This window comes from Heyndrickxia vini (assembly GCF_016772275.1).
Taxonomy (GTDB): Bacteria; Bacillota; Bacilli; order Bacillales; family Bacillaceae_C; genus Heyndrickxia; species Heyndrickxia vini.
Genome location: NZ_CP065425.1, coordinates 3,692,501 through 3,708,307 on the forward strand (window position 1 = coordinate 3,692,501; position 15,807 = coordinate 3,708,307).

A 15,807-nucleotide genomic window follows, 5' to 3' on the forward strand; every position below is an offset into this window, starting at 1 on the left:
TCCGGTTTGTCACCGGCAGTCACCTTAGAGTGCCCAACTAAATGCTGGCAACTAAGGTCAAGGGTTGCGCTCGTTGCGGGACTTAACCCAACATCTCACGACACGAGCTGACGACAACCATGCACCACCTGTCACTCTTGTCCCCGAAGGGAAATCCCTATCTCTAGGGAGGGCAAGAGGATGTCAAGACCTGGTAAGGTTCTTCGCGTTGCTTCGAATTAAACCACATGCTCCACCGCTTGTGCGGGCCCCCGTCAATTCCTTTGAGTTTCAGCCTTGCGGCCGTACTCCCCAGGCGGAGTGCTTAATGCGTTAGCTGCAGCACTAAAGGGCGGAAACCCTCTAACACTTAGCACTCATCGTTTACGGCGTGGACTACCAGGGTATCTAATCCTGTTCGCTCCCCACGCTTTCGCGCCTCAGCGTCAGTTACAGACCAAAGAGCCGCCTTCGCCACTGGTGTTCCTCCACATCTCTACGCATTTCACCGCTACACATGGAATTCCGCTCTTCTCTTCTGCACTCAAGTCTCCCAGTTTCAATGACCCTCCACGGTTGAGCCGTGGGCTTTCACATCAGACTTAAGAAACCGCCTGCGCGCGCTTTACGCCCAATAATTCCGGACAACGCTTGCCACCTACGTATTACCGCGGCTGCTGGCACGTAGTTAGCCGTGGCTTTCTGGTTAGGTACCGTCAAGGTACCGCCCTATTCGAACGATACTTGTTCTTCCCTAACAACAGAGTTTTACGATCCGAAAACCTTCATCACTCACGCGGCGTTGCTCCGTCAGACTTTCGTCCATTGCGGAAGATTCCCTACTGCTGCCTCCCGTAGGAGTCTGGGCCGTGTCTCAGTCCCAGTGTGGCCGATCACCCTCTCAAGTCGGCTACGCATCGTCGCCTTGGTGAGCCGTTACCTCACCAACTAGCTAATGCGCCGCGGGTCCATCTGTAAGTGATAGCCAGAGCCATCTTTCAATTCTCCTTCATGCGAAGGAAAAAGTTATCCGGTATTAGCCCCGGTTTCCCGGAGTTATCCCAGTCTTACAGGCAGGTTACCCACGTGTTACTCACCCGTCCGCCGCTAATCATCAGGGAGCAAGCTCCCATCAGATTCGCTCGACTTGCATGTATTAGGCACGCCGCCAGCGTTCGTCCTGAGCCAGGATCAAACTCTCCAAAAAGATGTTTGACATAGCTCTAGTTAAAAAATAAAAAATTAATTGACGTTTCGTTTTGTTCAGTTTTCAAAGATCAATTTCTTCGCTTTCGTAAGCGACTTTTATATATTATCACATCTTCTTTTAATCGTCAAACACTTTTTTGAAATAATTTTTTCAAATCTTTTTCGTATCAGCGACATTTATAAATTCTATCAGACTAATAATATAATGTCAATAACGTAAACGAAATATTTATTATTCTTTTCGTCCTGCTGTTTTTTTTTTAGCAGAGTTATTATATTACTATTTTATTTTAGATAAGTCAATAATCTAAAATGATTGTTTTTCTTTCATTGTAAAACCTATAAAAAAAAGACTATGAACGTATCGGGTTCTCTTGAAGGAGACAATATAAGTAAATCGCATGCGATTTAGCATTAAATTAACTTTGTACATCAGCTGTTGTGCAATGCTATTTTTCTCGATATTAATTACTGATTTTATGTTCATTTTTTATTATATCGGAGGCTCTATTATTTTTCATTGTTGATTTTCGTGTAGGTATAAGAATTCATAAGCGGAGAATTTCCGTCTATTGTATATAAGGGTGGGTTAAGAAGAAGATATAGGCGGAGATATTCCGGTTAACTGCTCTAAATGCGACAAAATCCAAAGATTTGAATAAGATAAGCGGAAAAACTCCCCTTATCTTTAGGAAAATATGAGTATTTTCAAATTTAAACGGAATTTTTCCGTTTATTTTTCAAACACGGTAAATTCAACATTCAGTTATAATAGGGTCATATCAAAAGATATTCAACTTGTAAGTATCATTTTATTTAGGGTTGAACTATTCAGCTTTTCCGAATAGTTGATGTTTAATCAACACACGGAAAAAAGTTGATTAATAACGTTAAAAAAACTGCAATTTTTAAATAAAAACGCAGTTTTTTCTTTGTTTAATTATTGTGATTTCATATGTTATTTTTGTTTTTTGTACCCCAGAAGAGAAGCCATTAGAAAAAACGAACAGTTCTTTTCATAAACTTTATATATTTAAAATTAATAATTAATCATATTTCTACTATATTATTTCTTTTTCAAACTAATCGTCCAGGCAGCATCTCCTATTTGTTCAAAATTAGTCACTGCATGACCTTCCTCTGCTGCCCAACGCGGGAGACTTTCTGTAGCCTGAGTGCAGTCAAATTTAATAACTAGTTCATCTCCTGATTCTATTTCTTCGATAGCAGATTTTGCTTCTACCAACGGAAAAGGACATACTTGCCCCATTACTTCTAAAACTTTTTGCATTTCCTTCCCTCCTAAGCCATGTTTATTTTTGTTTGAACAGTAGGTGATTTCTTCCTTACTTTCGGACGAACAAAGATGAAGTATGATGCTGTCCATGTTCCTAAAATTATGAACAACAGGGAAACCCAGCCTTGCCACGTCATCATCGCTGTCATCACCAATCCATTACCAATAGAACATCCACCCGCCAAACTCGCTCCAAAGCCCATTAGGTTTCCACCTATGAAACTAGTGATTCCGGTTTTCGCATCCGGCATTCTGAATCGAAATTCGTTGCTACCTTTTGCGGCAATAAATGAACCTAGGAAAATTCCTAAGACCAGAAAAATACCCCAGTTAACAAACGAGCGATCTCCTGTTACCAAATATTGAAGAATATTTGCTGATGGAGTTGTAATACCTAAACCGGACATTCTTCCAGTAGCTTCACTAAGTGGCCAAGCTAAAATGGCAATTAGCCCTACTAAAATAGCTGAAAAAAATGGGTGCCACCGTTTTTCAAATAACAAATGTGCTAGTCCTGTACGTTTAGGCTTCATAGTCGGAATTGCAATTTTCGGCTTTTTTTGTTGTTTTATAACAATTGCTACGACAATCGCTACAAATAGTAAGATAAAGATCCATACAGATAAACCAGTTGTTTCTGCAATCGAATTAGATGGTAATTGTACAGACTGAATCGATTGATTAACTGGAACGAGTAATCCGGATTTCATAACAGCACTCATGAACATATACCCAAAAAGGGCTATCCAGCTTCCTAGGAGTCCTTCACCAGCGCGATACCATGTACCGGTTGCACAGCCTCCAGCTAAAACGATTCCGATTCCAAATACAAAAGAACCTAAAATGACTGCTACCCATGGAAAACTTCCTGCTGAAAACTCAATCACACCAAATTGGATAAGTGAAAATACCCCTACACTTTGAATAGCAATTGCAATGAGTAATGCATAAAACATTCGATTATCTTTAGCGATGTACATATCACGAAATCCACCAGTAAGACAAAATCGACCTCTTTGCATAACAAAGCCTAGTAATGCTCCACAAAGCAACCCAGTAACAATCATTTGAAACATTTGTTTTCCCTCCTTTTAATCCCAAGTAAACTTATATGCATTATATATTATGAGTATTAAATAATTGCGTCAAGTGATAAAATTCCTATTGTAAATCGTGCTACATTTAATGTATGAGCTATATTTCCATAAAAAAAATGCCATCTCAAAAAGCAAGCCTAGCAGACATTTTGAGACAGCGTTTATCATTTTTCACTCGTTTGTTCTTTTTCATCTAAAACACATTGTATTGTTGATCACCTCTTTACGAAACAGCCCCAGTTTCCCCATTGAGTTTTCTCCCTCTAATAAGCTGTGGATGTGCTTTGTGAAGGACAGAGGGTCTTGCAAGTATGAGTACAATTCCAATGAGGAGTGCTGCCGATAGCAATAATATCCATTGTGCAGGAAAGACGTCGTACAAAAATCCATATAAGATCATTCCTAATGGCATTAGGGCTAATGACATCGTTTCGAGTATGGAAAAGATTCTCCCTTTATAATCATCATCAATCTTCTTTTGTAACATCACTTGCATTGGGGTATTGACGAAAATAACCATTGCACCTAGGCCAAACATTAACATTATATAATAAGTAAATACTAACCAATATGACATTGAAAGAAGTAGTGGCAAAGCAATTCCACACATAATCAATCCCATAGCAATAATTCCTCTTTTCGAAACAAGGAGCGGAAATGATACTTCCTTTCTAATAGTAAAATAAATCGACACCACCAGCATTCCTACTGCAAAAGCTCCTTCCGTAAGGCCGAAATGCTGTGAAGGCATTTTCATTTTTTCAATTAGAATGTAGGAGTATCCTACCTCAAAAGCACCTAGTAAAAAATTCACTGAAAATGCGATCCAGATAACGGCCACCAAAAGGGGCTGTAATTTCAAATAGCTAATTCCAGCTTTCATACTTTGCCACATGGATTCCTTTTTATCTTCTACATTTTGTTCTTTTCGATTGGCGAATAATTTGAAGTTCATCGTTGATTCGAGAATAACAGCAATACAACAAGCTACAATATACGTAATAAGAAATGTAGGCATGGTGACTGCACCATATAGAAGACCACCTACTGCAGGACTGCCGATTGCTGCAAAAGAAATAGACATTTGATTCAGGGACATCGCTTTTTGAATTCTTTTTTCATCAACTAGCCCGCTAATGGAGGAAGTGAATGCGACTGATGAAAACATAGATGTAAGGGATAAAATACAAGTAGTAACATAAACTGCGATTAAAGAAAGACCAGACGTAAGACTTATAAACAACAACCCTCCAATGGCCAAAGTTGTTGCAATTTGTGAGGTAATAGCGATTGCTTTTCTGGAGTAATTATCCGTGATATATCCTGCAAAAGGGGCAGAAAGAGCTCGTGGTAAAATATTACAAAGTAAATTTGTTGCAAAACTTGTTGCAGAACCTGTCATTTGTAAAATATAAAAGCTAATTGCAAAGGAATATACTTGGGCACCGAAGGATGAAATTAATTTGCTAATTGCGAATGTCCATAAATGATACGTTGCTTTTTTTAGCATTAATGCACTTTCCATAACTAACCACCACCATAAGTTTAATTTAATTAAACAAATCTTAACACGTTCCCGCTTCCTTTACAACGAAAAGTTTAATATAATTAAACAAATTAACAAAATTGGGAGAGTGCCTATTTATGTTGGGAGAACGGATACGAAAGTTAAGAAAACAAAAAAAGTTGACACTTGAAGCATTAGCTGGAGACGTACTTACAAAAGGGATGCTAAGTCTTATCGAAAATAATAAAGCACAGCCTTCGATGGAAAGTCTGTCCTATATTGCAAAACGACTTGAAGTTGATACAGCTGATTTATTAGAAGAAATAAGTTCAGCTGAATTAATGGAGATTCTTGAACAAGCAGAAAATATATATAGTTCAGATTTCGAAAAATCACCAAATAAATATATTGAGCTTGTCTCTCTTATTAAACCTTTTATAAATAACCTGACACAAGGGTATGCATCTGCACGATTATTGGATATATATAGTCGAAGTCTATATCGGAGCAAAAAAAGTGGATGGGAGGAGATTGCTGATCGTGCCTACTTTCTTTACGAGCAATTAAACCTTGCTTCTTATCAAGCAGATATTAGTATCTTTCGCTCATCTGAGAAATTCATTACCCACGAGTACGAGGAGAGTCTCACTTTATTTTTACATGAACGGGCAAAACTTGAATCAAAACAAGCTTACATGAATCAAATGACTCGACTTGATCTCGATTATCACGAAGCCATTTTATATTTCGCTGTTGGTGATTCAAAATCGGCGATACAGGTTATGGAAAAAGCGATCGATTTTTCAAAAGAAAAGCGTCTATTTTATCGAATAGATGATTTATATAGACTTGCTGCCGCAGAAGCACTTATGTCTCATAATAAAGAGAAAAGGGATTATTACACAAAAAAGTTGAAACAATATGGAGAATTTGCGGATGATAGGCATTCGATTGTGTTCCATGAGTTATTACAAATAATGACGATCATAGCTGAAGAGCAAAATTATCATTATGCTTTGCAATTGATAAATCAATATAACTTAGAATCAGAAGATATGTGTAATTTCAAAGTTTGGTTTTATCTTGAAAAAGGGAAAGCATTGTATGGACTTGGACATTTTAAAGAGGCACTCCTTTACCTAAAAAAGGTGGAAATACCCGAGAACTTTCATCACCCTTTCGATTTATCAATTTTTTATGTAACAGATTCATACAAAGCACTTTGTTATGTTGAATTACAAAAGATAGATTTAGCACTAGAATCTGCAAAAATAGCTGTGGAAAAGATTTCACCTCTTCCACATACTCCATATAAAGAGATGATTTATGATACGTACGAAAAAATAAAAGGTAAGGCAAGTAAGACAAATGAAGCGGAAGAATCATAAGATCTCTTCCTCCTTCATTTGTCTTTTTTCTATAAAACTATCATTTGTTTGTTTAACCCTGCTTGTCCCGGGTATACATATTAGTGTAAGCACAGTTAAAAAAATTTCTACTAAGGAGAGGATTTTAATGGCTAACAAAAATACTAATTCAATGAGTACTGAAGAAGCGGGACGCAAAGGCGGGGAAGCTACCGCTAGAAACCACGACAAAGAGTTTTATCAAGAAATTGGTCAAAAGGGTGGAGAGGCCACCGCTAAAAATCATGATAAAGAATTCTATCAGGAAATTGGTCAAAAAGGTGGAGAAACTACCGCTAAAAATCACGATAAAGAATTCTATCAAGAAATCGGCCAAAAAGGCGGAGAAGCTACTTCTAAAAACCATGACAAAGAATTCTATCAAGAAATTGGTGAAAAAGGCGGAGAAGCTACTTCTAAAAACCATGACAAAGAATTTTATAAAGAAATTGGCGAAAAAGGCGGAGAGGCTCGCTCACGTCAGAATAATGACTAATTAAAATATAAATGGAAAAACCAGGTCCAATTATGATTGGACCTGGTTTTTTATAGAATCATTTACTTCTTTTTATTTTTCTTAGACAATCTGCCTAATAGAAATGCACCCGCTGCGACACCAATAACTGTATTCGTTTTCTTGTTAAAGACTTGCTTTACAACAAGATTTAAATTTTGCGGTCTTTCAGCAAGACGTCTCATGAAGTAGCCATACCAATCACTGCCGAAAGGTACATACGTGCAAAAGTTATACCCTTCACTTGCTAACTGTAATTGAAGCTCTTTTCTAAAACCATAAAGCATTTGGAATTCAAATTTATCATATGGAATATTATTAGCCCTTACAAACCTCTTCACATGATCAATAATATTATGGTCATGTGTAGCGATAGAAGTGAATTTTCCATTTAATAAATGCCATTCAATTAATTTAATAAAATTTTCATCAATCTCTTTTTTCTCTTGATAAGCAAATTCTTTCGGCTCTTTATATGCACCTTTTACAATACGCAAACGATAATTTTTATATTTTTGAATATCCTCTTCCGCTCTATAAAAATATGCTTGGATGACTGTTCCTACATTATCGTAATTTCTGGACAAATCATCTAGAATATCAAATGATGGCTGCAGATGGCTATTATCTTCCATATCAATATTGACATGAATGTCGTATTTACTTGCTCTTTCAACAATTTCTTCCAAGTTATTTAAACAGAATGTATAATCAATATCTAAACCTAATTGTGTCGGCTTTAAAGAAATATGTGCATCCACATGATTTTCATGTATCGCATCTATCACTTTTAGGATTTGTTCTTTCGCTTCTGTCGCCTCTTCTTTTTCATAGACGAACTCTCCTAAATTATCAACAGTACAGGAGATCCCGTGGGAGTTAAGCTCTTTAATACTCTTGATAGTCTCTTCTATATTCGTTCCAGCTACAACATTTTGTGCTCCCAGCTTTAACCCATACTTCTTAGCTGCACTATTTAATAATTGGTTCTGGGATAAGCCCATAAAAAGATCTTTCAACATAGCGATTACTCCTTACAATTGGTTTTTTATACTTTTTAGTATTCTCAAAGTTTACTAACTAGCTATTATCTTTATAAAAAAATACTACTATCTTATTATAGCACATCTTTGTGAATCCGTTATCATTCTAAAAATTGCGAAAGTACTTGGTTTCATTAATTTTTGCGGTGTCCCTACTAATTTTACTTTTCCATATAAAAAAATTCAATATGTTACACTAGAGTTAATTCATACTAAAGGGGTGCCCATTATGCAAAACCTACAATTTGAGCGAGCATGGGATAAAACAATATCTGAAAAAGATCGTGAACGAATTAACAATGTTTTTCTAAAAACAAATTCCTCAACTAATCGAGGAATTCAATTTACTCCCTTATGGCAAGCGGTGAATCATAAGAGTGAATTATTAGTGACCACCCTTATTCAAAATTTTAGTGAACAAACCTTAATTTTCAATAATAGAAAACTACTTTATTTTAAAAACAACAAATTGATTGCTGAACATATCTTTTCCATTCCAAACTTATTAGTGGAAAGAAATACGAGCATACCGTGGACATTTATTTTTCCCGTTAATAGTGTTCTTCAGCAAGCGGATTTATTAAATGGGTATATTGAAATGGATGGGAAAAATAATTAGATATCAAAAAGCGATTCTTTTAATGAATCGCTTTTTTAAAAGTACCTTTTCAATTACTTTCTCACCAACTGTATTCCAAACAACATAAGAAAAGAAATCCCAATCATACATGCTACCCATAGCCAAGCCATATCCATGTTCCCAGAATCAATCGCTATGTATATCGCAGTTGGTGTAGTTTGCGTCTTACCGGGAATATTTCCAGCGAACATTAAGGTTGCTCCGAATTCCCCTAAAGCCCGCGCAAAACTCATGATTACACCTGAAATAATAACTTTCAATGATAAGGGTAACGAAATAAATAAGAAGATGTTAAATTCACTTGCCCCATCTACACGGGCCGCATTTTCAATATCTTTATCGACCGCTTCAAAGCCCGTTTTACAAGATTGATACATTAAAGGAAAGGCAACAACAGTTGCAGCAATAACAGCTGCCCACCACGTAAACATGATTGGTTGTTGAAAGATCGATTCAATTAGCTGGCCAATAGGACTATTTCGCCCAAAGAAAATAATTAGTAAAAAGCCAACAACCGTTGGCGGTAAGACGAGTGGTAAAAGAAAAATCGTTTCAATAAGTGACTTACCTTTAAACAATCGATTTGCCATAAACTTTCCAAAAGATATTCCTAAAATAAATACAATAATACATGAAATAAATGCGATTTCGATTGATAGTATGACGGGTGACCAAAAATTAGTTGCCATTTTATCTTATTTTAACCCCTTAAATCCATACTTTTCTAAAACCTTTATCCCTGATTCACTTTGTAAATAATCATAAAAAAGTTGCGTTTCTTTTGGATGTGAACCGTTTTTAATCATTCCTACAGGATAAATAATCGGCGCATGCAAATTTTTCGCTGCAGTTGCAATAATTTTTACTTTTTGCGAACCCAATGCATCCGTTTTGTAGACAATCCCTGCATCAACATTTCCTGTTTCTACATATGTAAGTACTTGACGAACATCTTTTGCATACACAGTTTTCTCTTTAATTTCCCCCCACAAATGTAAATGTTCTAACGTTTCCTTTGCATACTGCCCAGCTGGGACTGATTCAGGGGTGCCAATGGCAACCTTTTCAACTTTCGGTATATTTTCGAACGAGTGTATTCCTATTTTAGAATTTTTAGGAACAACAAGGACAAGTTCATTACCTACTAGGTTCGTACCTTTTTCTTTATCGATAAGTCCCTTTTGAATTAATTTCGTAAATTTATCTTCAGCTGCCGAGAAAAACAGATCAACAGGCGCTCCTTGCAGTATTTGCTGTTGCAATGCTCCAGATGCTCCAAAATTAAAATTTACCTTTATTTGAGGGTGATTTTTAACAAAATCATTACGGATTTCATTTAATGCATCTTGTAAACTTGCTGCTGCAGACATTGTCAATTCTACTTTCGAATTCGACTCTTTATCTTCCTTTGATTTAGAACACCCGGAAACAACAATCAATAATAAAATAGCTACTATTACTAAACAAAAAGACCTTTTCAACTGCCCCGCCCTCCTTCATACAATTTATTCTTATACTTAGCTATTAATTATAAATATTTATTCTTAACAGAACAACGGATCAATCCCTTATCTAAAAAATCAAGGCCTATTTCATTTTGAAATAGGCCTTGATTTATCGGAGGTCACTAAAGTCCTTTTAGTTCCCTGCTAATTTTGTTTCAAGTTTTTCGTTAGTCATTGCTTCTACTGCAGGATCTTCGGCTTGTTTTGCACGTTTAATAAAGAATGAAAGAATGAGTGCAACAGCAGCTATAAAGACTGTTACAAAGAAGGCGAAATTGATTCCTTCTAACATAGCTTTCATTTCAATTTGCTGCTTCATTGCAGCCATTGCTGCTTCTGTAGGTTGCCCTGTTAGATGTTTCATCGCATCTGCAGCTAATTCTTTAGCCTGTGATTCCGTACGGTTAGACATAATTGTAACTAACAATGCTGTACCGATGGCACCAGAAACTTGTTGCAATGTACTATTCATAGCAGTACCATGCGGGTAGAATCTTGCAGGTAATTGGTTTAAGCCATTCGTCGAAACAGGCATCATAACCATTGACATACCAAACATACGTAAAGAATAAAGAATAATTAATTGTGTATACGAAGTATCAAGTGATAATTTACTAAAAAAGTAAGTCGTTACAATTGTAATCGAAAGTCCGATAATCGCTAATATTCTTCCACCAATTTTATCAAATAATTTACCTGTAATAGGTGACATAAGAGCCATCAATATTGCACCTGGTAATAACATTAGTCCTGCATCTAATGGAGATATTCCACGGATCGTTTGAACATAAATAGGTAAAAGCATCATAGCAGAAAACATAGCCATTGTAATAACCATGGAAATGACCGATGATAAAGCATACATTGGATATTTATAAATTTTGAAATTTAGCATTGGTTTTTCTTGATATAATTGACGTATAATAAACCAAGCTAATGAAAGAACACCTGCAATTAACGTTCCATATACTTGCGGGCTATCCCAACCTTTACTACCTGCTGAACTAAATCCGTAAAGAATCCCACCGAATCCTACACTTGATAATAAAACCGAAAGTATATCAAGTCGGATGTTTACTTTATCTTTTTTATCTTTAAGTAAGAATAAACCAAGTAAGAATACGACAATAGCAATTGGTGTAATAACGTGGAAAAGCATCCTCCAGTCATACTGTTCCACTAGCCACCCTGATAAAGTCGGACCAATCGCTGGTGCTCCCATCATGATTAAACCGAAAAAGCCCATTGCTGTTCCTCTTTTTTCTACCGGAAAACTGACGAGCATTACATTCATTAATAGTGGCATCATAATTGCAGAACCTGAAGCTTGAATCATTCGCCCTGCCAATAATAAGCCGAATATATGGGCAAAGCCAGCGAGAATTGTACCTACTGTAAATAACCCCATTGCTAATAAGAATAATCGGCGAACAGAGTATTTTTGAATCAAAAATGCAGTGGTAGGAATCAACACTCCATTTACTAACATAAACCCAGTAGCCAGCCATTGCACAGTCGAAGGTCCCACTTCCAAGTCCTTCATAATTGACGGCAGTGCGATATTTAATAACGTATTGTTTAAAAATGCAATAAACGCTCCAACCATTAGGACAGCAATAATCCCATAAGGTGGGCGCTTCGTTGATTTTATCGATTGTTCCATTATTTTCCTCCCTATAGACATATGGTCCACTTTTTTGAACCAGTGTTTCACATAAACAATATCATAAACCATCAGTTCAATTAATGCAATCAAAACTTTTTATAATTCTACTAGATTTGAATTGATTAAATAAATAGGATACTATACTTTTATACTAGCAGTATAATTTTATAATAAGGTGATAAAATGAATGATCGGAAACAAAATGTCATTAAGATGGCACACCAACTATTTATTGACAAAGGTTTTCAAGCGACATCCATACAAGAAATTTTAGATTATAGCGGGATTTCGAAGGGAACCTTTTATAATTATTTCTCATCAAAATCAGAGTTATTAATGGCGATTTTTAAAACAAATCATACAAAGCTGGAAAAAGATCGAAATAGTTTATTGATTGGTCAAAGTCCATCTGATATTGAAATCTTTATTAAGCAGCTTGAAATGCAAATGAAAGCGAATCAAAGAAATAAGTTATTTACTCTTTTCGAAGAAGTAATGGTATCGAATGATAATGAACTGAAAGCATTTTTGAAACAAGGACAACTAAGAGTACTAAGTTGGATTTACCAGCGCCTTATAGACATCTTCGGTGAAAGTAAGAAGCCATATTTACTGGATAGTGCCATTATGTTCACTGGAATACTACAGCAGAATATTAAATATCATTTCATGGCTAAGGACACCAGTTATAATATTAACCATGTAATCCGCTATAGTGTGGAGCGTTTAATTGGAATGGTAAATGAGTTGGAGAAATCCGGAAACCAATTATTTAATCCGGAACAGTTAGAAGGATGGCTGCCAAATTGTATCAAAGATAACCGGGGTTTTCAACAAAAACTTTATCGATCCATATTAGACATAAAAAAGGGAATCTCGAATGATCAGACAAATCAGATCCGTATACTGGACTTTGTGGAGGAAGAACTTTTTGATTCAAAAAAACCACGAAAATTTTTAATAGAAAGTGTACTTTTTTCTTTAAAATCCGAACCGACATTCATAAATAAAAAGGCACTTCAACGGCTTGAACAATTGATTGAAGATTATTTTGCTTATCTCGATACGGAAACCTCTTCAATGGAAGCATAAATCTTAAAAAGCGAACAGTTTTTACCACTGTTCGCTGCTCAATTTAACTATACACTTGGTCCCTGGAAAGGAACTTCTCCATCTCCTCACTGCTTATCGGCTTACTGAACAAATATCCTTGGAGTTCATCGCAGCCCATTTGCACTAAAATATCTCGTTCGTTCACCGTTTCAATACCCTCTGCTACTACATTTAATTGAAGTCCATGTGCAATATCAAGGATGGATCGAACAAGTAAAGACTTTTTCTCATTTTGATCGATGTCCATTATGAATTGTCTATCAATTTTTATCTCGTCAATTGGTAACTGAAGTAATTGATACAAAGATGAATAGCCCTTTCCAAAATCATCAATTGAGATATGAATACCTAATTCTTTTAACTGTCGAATCATCCCAGCAACATGTGAAAGATTTTTGATAAACACACTCTCGGTTATTTCCAGTTTTAAATACTCTGGAGCTAAACCTGATACATCCAGTGCATATTTAATAAGTGAAACTAAATAATCCTGTTGGAAGTGTCGGGCTGAAATATTAATCGATACAGGTATAGAGGACAAACCATTATCCTGCCACGCCTTATTTTGTTTGCAGGCATTTATTAACACCCACTCATCGATTTGTAAAATCAACCCGATATCCTCGGCAATGGGAATAAACGTACCAGGTGAAACGAATCCTAGTTTCGGATCCTGCCAACGAATTAATGCCTCCATACTAGTAACCTTTTCATTACAGAACTTAGGCTGATAATAGAGTTCAAAGCCGCCTTTATCAATAACTGCTCTTAACGCATTTTCGATCGTGAGACTATCTTCAAATTTATTTTTCATCGATTTATCAAAGAATTGAGCGGCATTCCCACCATTTTCCTTTGAACTATACATAGCAATGTCTGCACATTTTACAAGAGTATCCAAATCTTTACCGTCCTCAGGATACATGCTAATTCCAATACTCGCGGAAATATATAGTAATTGACGTTGGACAGGAAATGGTTCAGCAAATTCCTGTGCCATTTGCTCTAATGTGTGATTAACCTCCTCACGATGATTTACATTCTGAACAATCACAAATTCATCTCCGCCAAGTCGAAAGACCTCCCGATGATCTTCATGGAGTGTCAGCAACTTATTAGCAACTAATTGAAGGAGTGTATCTCCAGCGACATGCCCGAGTGTATCATTTATCTGCTTGAATTGATTAATATCGATAAAAATGACTGCAATATGTTTTGATGTACCTCTTTGAATGAGCGACTTTACAAATTCATGAAAATACAGTCGGTTAGGCAAACCGGTTAACACATCATAAAAAGCTAATTGATGTAGTTTATCCTCTGAATGTTTTAATTTGTCCGTTTGTTTCTTTAGCTTTTCATTCATGTCTGTACTTTCACGAAATAATTCTATGATTTTTTCACCCATCTTTACCAAGTTCAGAGTAAGCACTTTCATTTCCGAAACGTAAATTTGCGGCCAATCAATCTTCTCGAATTGAATCAGTTTCTGAGGTAATCCAGTAGTTGCAGTGGTTAACTGGTTTACATTTTTCATAAATAGGTTGCTAACTATTTGGACAAGCAAGGCTATAATTAATGCAAAAATTAGTGAAAACTTAAATTGATCCAAAAAAATGTTATAAATTTTATTTTGAAATTGTGAAATGGGGTATTTAATCACAAATTTCAAAGGAACTGAGTTCAACTCCCCCGTGAATAGATAGTCCCCTTTATTCCATTTACCTATAGGATAATCCTCATTGCCATTTGGTAAAACCTCATAAAAGCCACTATTCATCTGATGAACTGAATGATTTTTTCTCCAGTTATAAACATCATGAACAGATATTCGCTCAGAACTTGAAGCGTAAACCCGGTTAGAATAGTCACTAATAATAATGTCATATTCTGAAGATCGATGAGATTTAACCAATAGATTTAGTTCATTTAACAATTTTTCATTTTGCAAAGAAATTTCCGTAATACCATCCTTATTTAAATAAGCAATATCTTCAACTATTAAATTCATATTTTTTTCCGCTTGTTGCATAATTTCTTTCTTAACATATCTTTGTGTTGTCCAAACATTCGTCATCACACTTAAGAAAAAGGGGATAATAATAGAGATTAGTGTCACATGGAATAGAAATTGATGAATAGATACGCTATTCTTGTTCACTCTATTATTTTTAAATAATTTGTAAAAAGGAACATAGGCCAAAAGCATATCCGCCAGCAAAACATTAAGAAAACCACTAATAATATTTTTGCATATTTGAAAATAAAGAGCTTGCCCTTTTACATATGGATGATTGATTAAATATAAAGCAACCAATCCAATTGTTAACCAAAATAATGCATCAACAAAAAACATTTTTGCCTTTCTGCCTTTATAAAAAAAACACCCTACAAAAATGATTTCTGTAATTAAAAGAAAATGAAAGGCGATACTTGAAAAATGATGAGGAATAACAAAAAATGCTAATAATGCTGTTAATACAGCTTGTGGAAGTCCATATAGGCGAAGGATTAAAAATAAAAAAATACTTGTAAAGGAAAAAATAAATCCATATTCCATGGTTAATTTATAACTTGAAGAAAAAAGAACCATCCCTAATAAAATTATATAAAGAAAGAATTCTTTATTCCATCGCAAATGAAAATTTCTCACGCTGAACATATTAATCTCCTAATCCTCCAAAAATTCATCTCAAAAAAATTACTATTTTTATCCTATAATCCAATATATTTCATCATACCACAAGCACGAATGATTGAATATATCGGGTTATAGGATAAGAAGTTAATTTAACTTTTCCTTCAAAAAGTAAAAATAGCAATCAATATGC

General features: G+C 35.5%; 12 protein-coding genes and 1 rRNA gene (1 of these 13 running past the window's edge). 4 read left to right on the forward strand and 9 right to left on the reverse strand.

What is annotated here, in order from left to right:
• The 4 genes from I5776_RS18475 to I5776_RS18490 all read right to left on the reverse strand — a co-directional run.
• Window positions 1-1,186: ribosomal RNA gene (locus I5776_RS18475) — 16S ribosomal RNA — on the reverse strand (it extends 366 nt beyond the left edge of the window).
• Window positions 1,187-2,254: 1,068 nt separating this feature from the next.
• Window positions 2,255-2,479 carry a sulfurtransferase TusA family protein gene (locus tag I5776_RS18480; RefSeq protein WP_066235671.1) on the reverse strand — a complete coding sequence of 75 codons (225 nt, stop codon included), beginning with the start codon at window positions 2,477-2,479 and terminating at the stop codon, window positions 2,255-2,257.
• Window positions 2,480-2,490: 11 nt separating this feature from the next.
• On the reverse strand, window positions 2,491-3,552 hold the full coding sequence (locus I5776_RS18485) for a YeeE/YedE thiosulfate transporter family protein (RefSeq protein ID WP_425490389.1): 1,062 nt from the start codon (window positions 3,550-3,552) through the stop codon (window positions 2,491-2,493).
• A gap of 253 nt (window positions 3,553-3,805) precedes the next feature.
• Window positions 3,806-5,107, reverse strand: coding sequence for an MFS transporter (locus tag I5776_RS18490; protein WP_202778007.1), 1,302 nt, complete (start codon window positions 5,105-5,107; stop codon window positions 3,806-3,808).
• 119 nt (window positions 5,108-5,226) lie between these two features.
• On the opposite strand from I5776_RS18490, the gene I5776_RS18495 reads away from it, so the two are divergent.
• Complete coding sequence (locus I5776_RS18495; RefSeq protein ID WP_202778008.1) at window positions 5,227-6,477, forward strand: helix-turn-helix domain-containing protein; 1,251 nt, start codon at window positions 5,227-5,229, stop codon at window positions 6,475-6,477.
• 127 nt (window positions 6,478-6,604) lie between these two features.
• Entirely contained in the window at window positions 6,605-6,991 is a 387-nt protein-coding gene (gene gsiB / locus I5776_RS18500) for a glucose starvation-inducible protein GsiB (protein ID WP_202778009.1), read from the forward strand.
• Between the two features lie 62 nt (window positions 6,992-7,053).
• Here the strand turns inward: gsiB and I5776_RS18505 are convergent, their stop codons facing one another.
• Window positions 7,054-8,031, reverse strand: coding sequence for a proline dehydrogenase family protein (locus I5776_RS18505; protein WP_202778010.1), 978 nt, complete (start codon window positions 8,029-8,031; stop codon window positions 7,054-7,056).
• Window positions 8,032-8,281: 250 nt separating this feature from the next.
• On the opposite strand from I5776_RS18505, the gene I5776_RS18510 reads away from it, so the two are divergent.
• Window positions 8,282-8,671 (forward strand): SLAP domain-containing protein, encoded by a 390-nt coding sequence (locus I5776_RS18510; protein WP_202778011.1) that lies wholly within the window; start codon window positions 8,282-8,284, stop codon window positions 8,669-8,671.
• A gap of 53 nt (window positions 8,672-8,724) precedes the next feature.
• Here the strand turns inward: I5776_RS18510 and modB are convergent, their stop codons facing one another.
• From modB to I5776_RS18525, 3 genes are all read right to left on the reverse strand, one after another.
• On the reverse strand, window positions 8,725-9,381 hold the full coding sequence (modB, locus tag I5776_RS18515; RefSeq protein ID WP_202778012.1) for a molybdate ABC transporter permease subunit: 657 nt from the start codon (window positions 9,379-9,381) through the stop codon (window positions 8,725-8,727).
• Window positions 9,382-9,387: 6 nt separating this feature from the next.
• Window positions 9,388-10,173 carry a molybdate ABC transporter substrate-binding protein gene (gene modA / locus I5776_RS18520; RefSeq protein WP_246483838.1) on the reverse strand — a complete coding sequence of 262 codons (786 nt, stop codon included), beginning with the start codon at window positions 10,171-10,173 and terminating at the stop codon, window positions 9,388-9,390.
• 157 nt (window positions 10,174-10,330) lie between these two features.
• On the reverse strand, window positions 10,331-11,860 hold the full coding sequence (locus I5776_RS18525; protein ID WP_202778013.1) for a DHA2 family efflux MFS transporter permease subunit: 1,530 nt from the start codon (window positions 11,858-11,860) through the stop codon (window positions 10,331-10,333).
• Window positions 11,861-12,046: 186 nt separating this feature from the next.
• Between I5776_RS18525 and I5776_RS18530 the strand changes: the two genes are divergently transcribed.
• The gene (locus I5776_RS18530) at window positions 12,047-12,955 is read left to right on the forward strand and encodes a TetR/AcrR family transcriptional regulator (RefSeq protein ID WP_202778014.1); all 909 of its coding nucleotides are present in this window, start codon (window positions 12,047-12,049) and stop codon (window positions 12,953-12,955) included.
• Between the two features lie 43 nt (window positions 12,956-12,998).
• Here I5776_RS18530 and I5776_RS18535 read toward each other — a convergent pair whose 3' ends face one another.
• Window positions 12,999-15,569: a putative bifunctional diguanylate cyclase/phosphodiesterase gene (locus tag I5776_RS18535; protein WP_246483839.1), complete on the reverse strand. Its 2,571-nt coding sequence runs from the start codon at window positions 15,567-15,569 to the stop codon at window positions 12,999-13,001.
• Between the last annotated feature and the right edge of the window lie 238 nt (window positions 15,570-15,807).

What these genes read in the sequence shown, in the direction of transcription:
- I5776_RS18480 (WP_066235671.1), bottom strand. Translation starts at nt 2,479, where the DNA reads ATGCAAAAAGTTTTAGAAGTAATGGGGCAAGTATGTCCTTTTCCGTTG.
- I5776_RS18485 (WP_425490389.1), bottom strand. Translation starts at nt 3,552, where the DNA reads ATGATTGTTACTGGGTTGCTTTGTGGAGCATTACTAGGCTTTGTTATG.
- I5776_RS18490 (WP_202778007.1), bottom strand. Translation starts at nt 5,107, where the DNA reads ATGGAAAGTGCATTAATGCTAAAAAAAGCAACGTATCATTTATGGACA.
- I5776_RS18495 (WP_202778008.1), top strand. Translation starts at nt 5,227, where the DNA reads ATGTTGGGAGAACGGATACGAAAGTTAAGAAAACAAAAAAAGTTGACA.
- gsiB (WP_202778009.1), top strand. Translation starts at nt 6,605, where the DNA reads ATGGCTAACAAAAATACTAATTCAATGAGTACTGAAGAAGCGGGACGC.
- I5776_RS18505 (WP_202778010.1), bottom strand. Translation starts at nt 8,031, where the DNA reads ATGTTGAAAGATCTTTTTATGGGCTTATCCCAGAACCAATTATTAAAT.
- I5776_RS18510 (WP_202778011.1), top strand. Translation starts at nt 8,282, where the DNA reads ATGCAAAACCTACAATTTGAGCGAGCATGGGATAAAACAATATCTGAA.
- modB (WP_202778012.1), bottom strand. Translation starts at nt 9,381, where the DNA reads ATGGCAACTAATTTTTGGTCACCCGTCATACTATCAATCGAAATCGCA.
- I5776_RS18525 (WP_202778013.1), bottom strand. Translation starts at nt 11,860, where the DNA reads ATGGAACAATCGATAAAATCAACGAAGCGCCCACCTTATGGGATTATT.
- I5776_RS18530 (WP_202778014.1), top strand. Translation starts at nt 12,047, where the DNA reads ATGAATGATCGGAAACAAAATGTCATTAAGATGGCACACCAACTATTT.
- I5776_RS18535 (WP_246483839.1), bottom strand. Translation starts at nt 15,569, where the DNA reads ATGGTTCTTTTTTCTTCAAGTTATAAATTAACCATGGAATATGGATTT.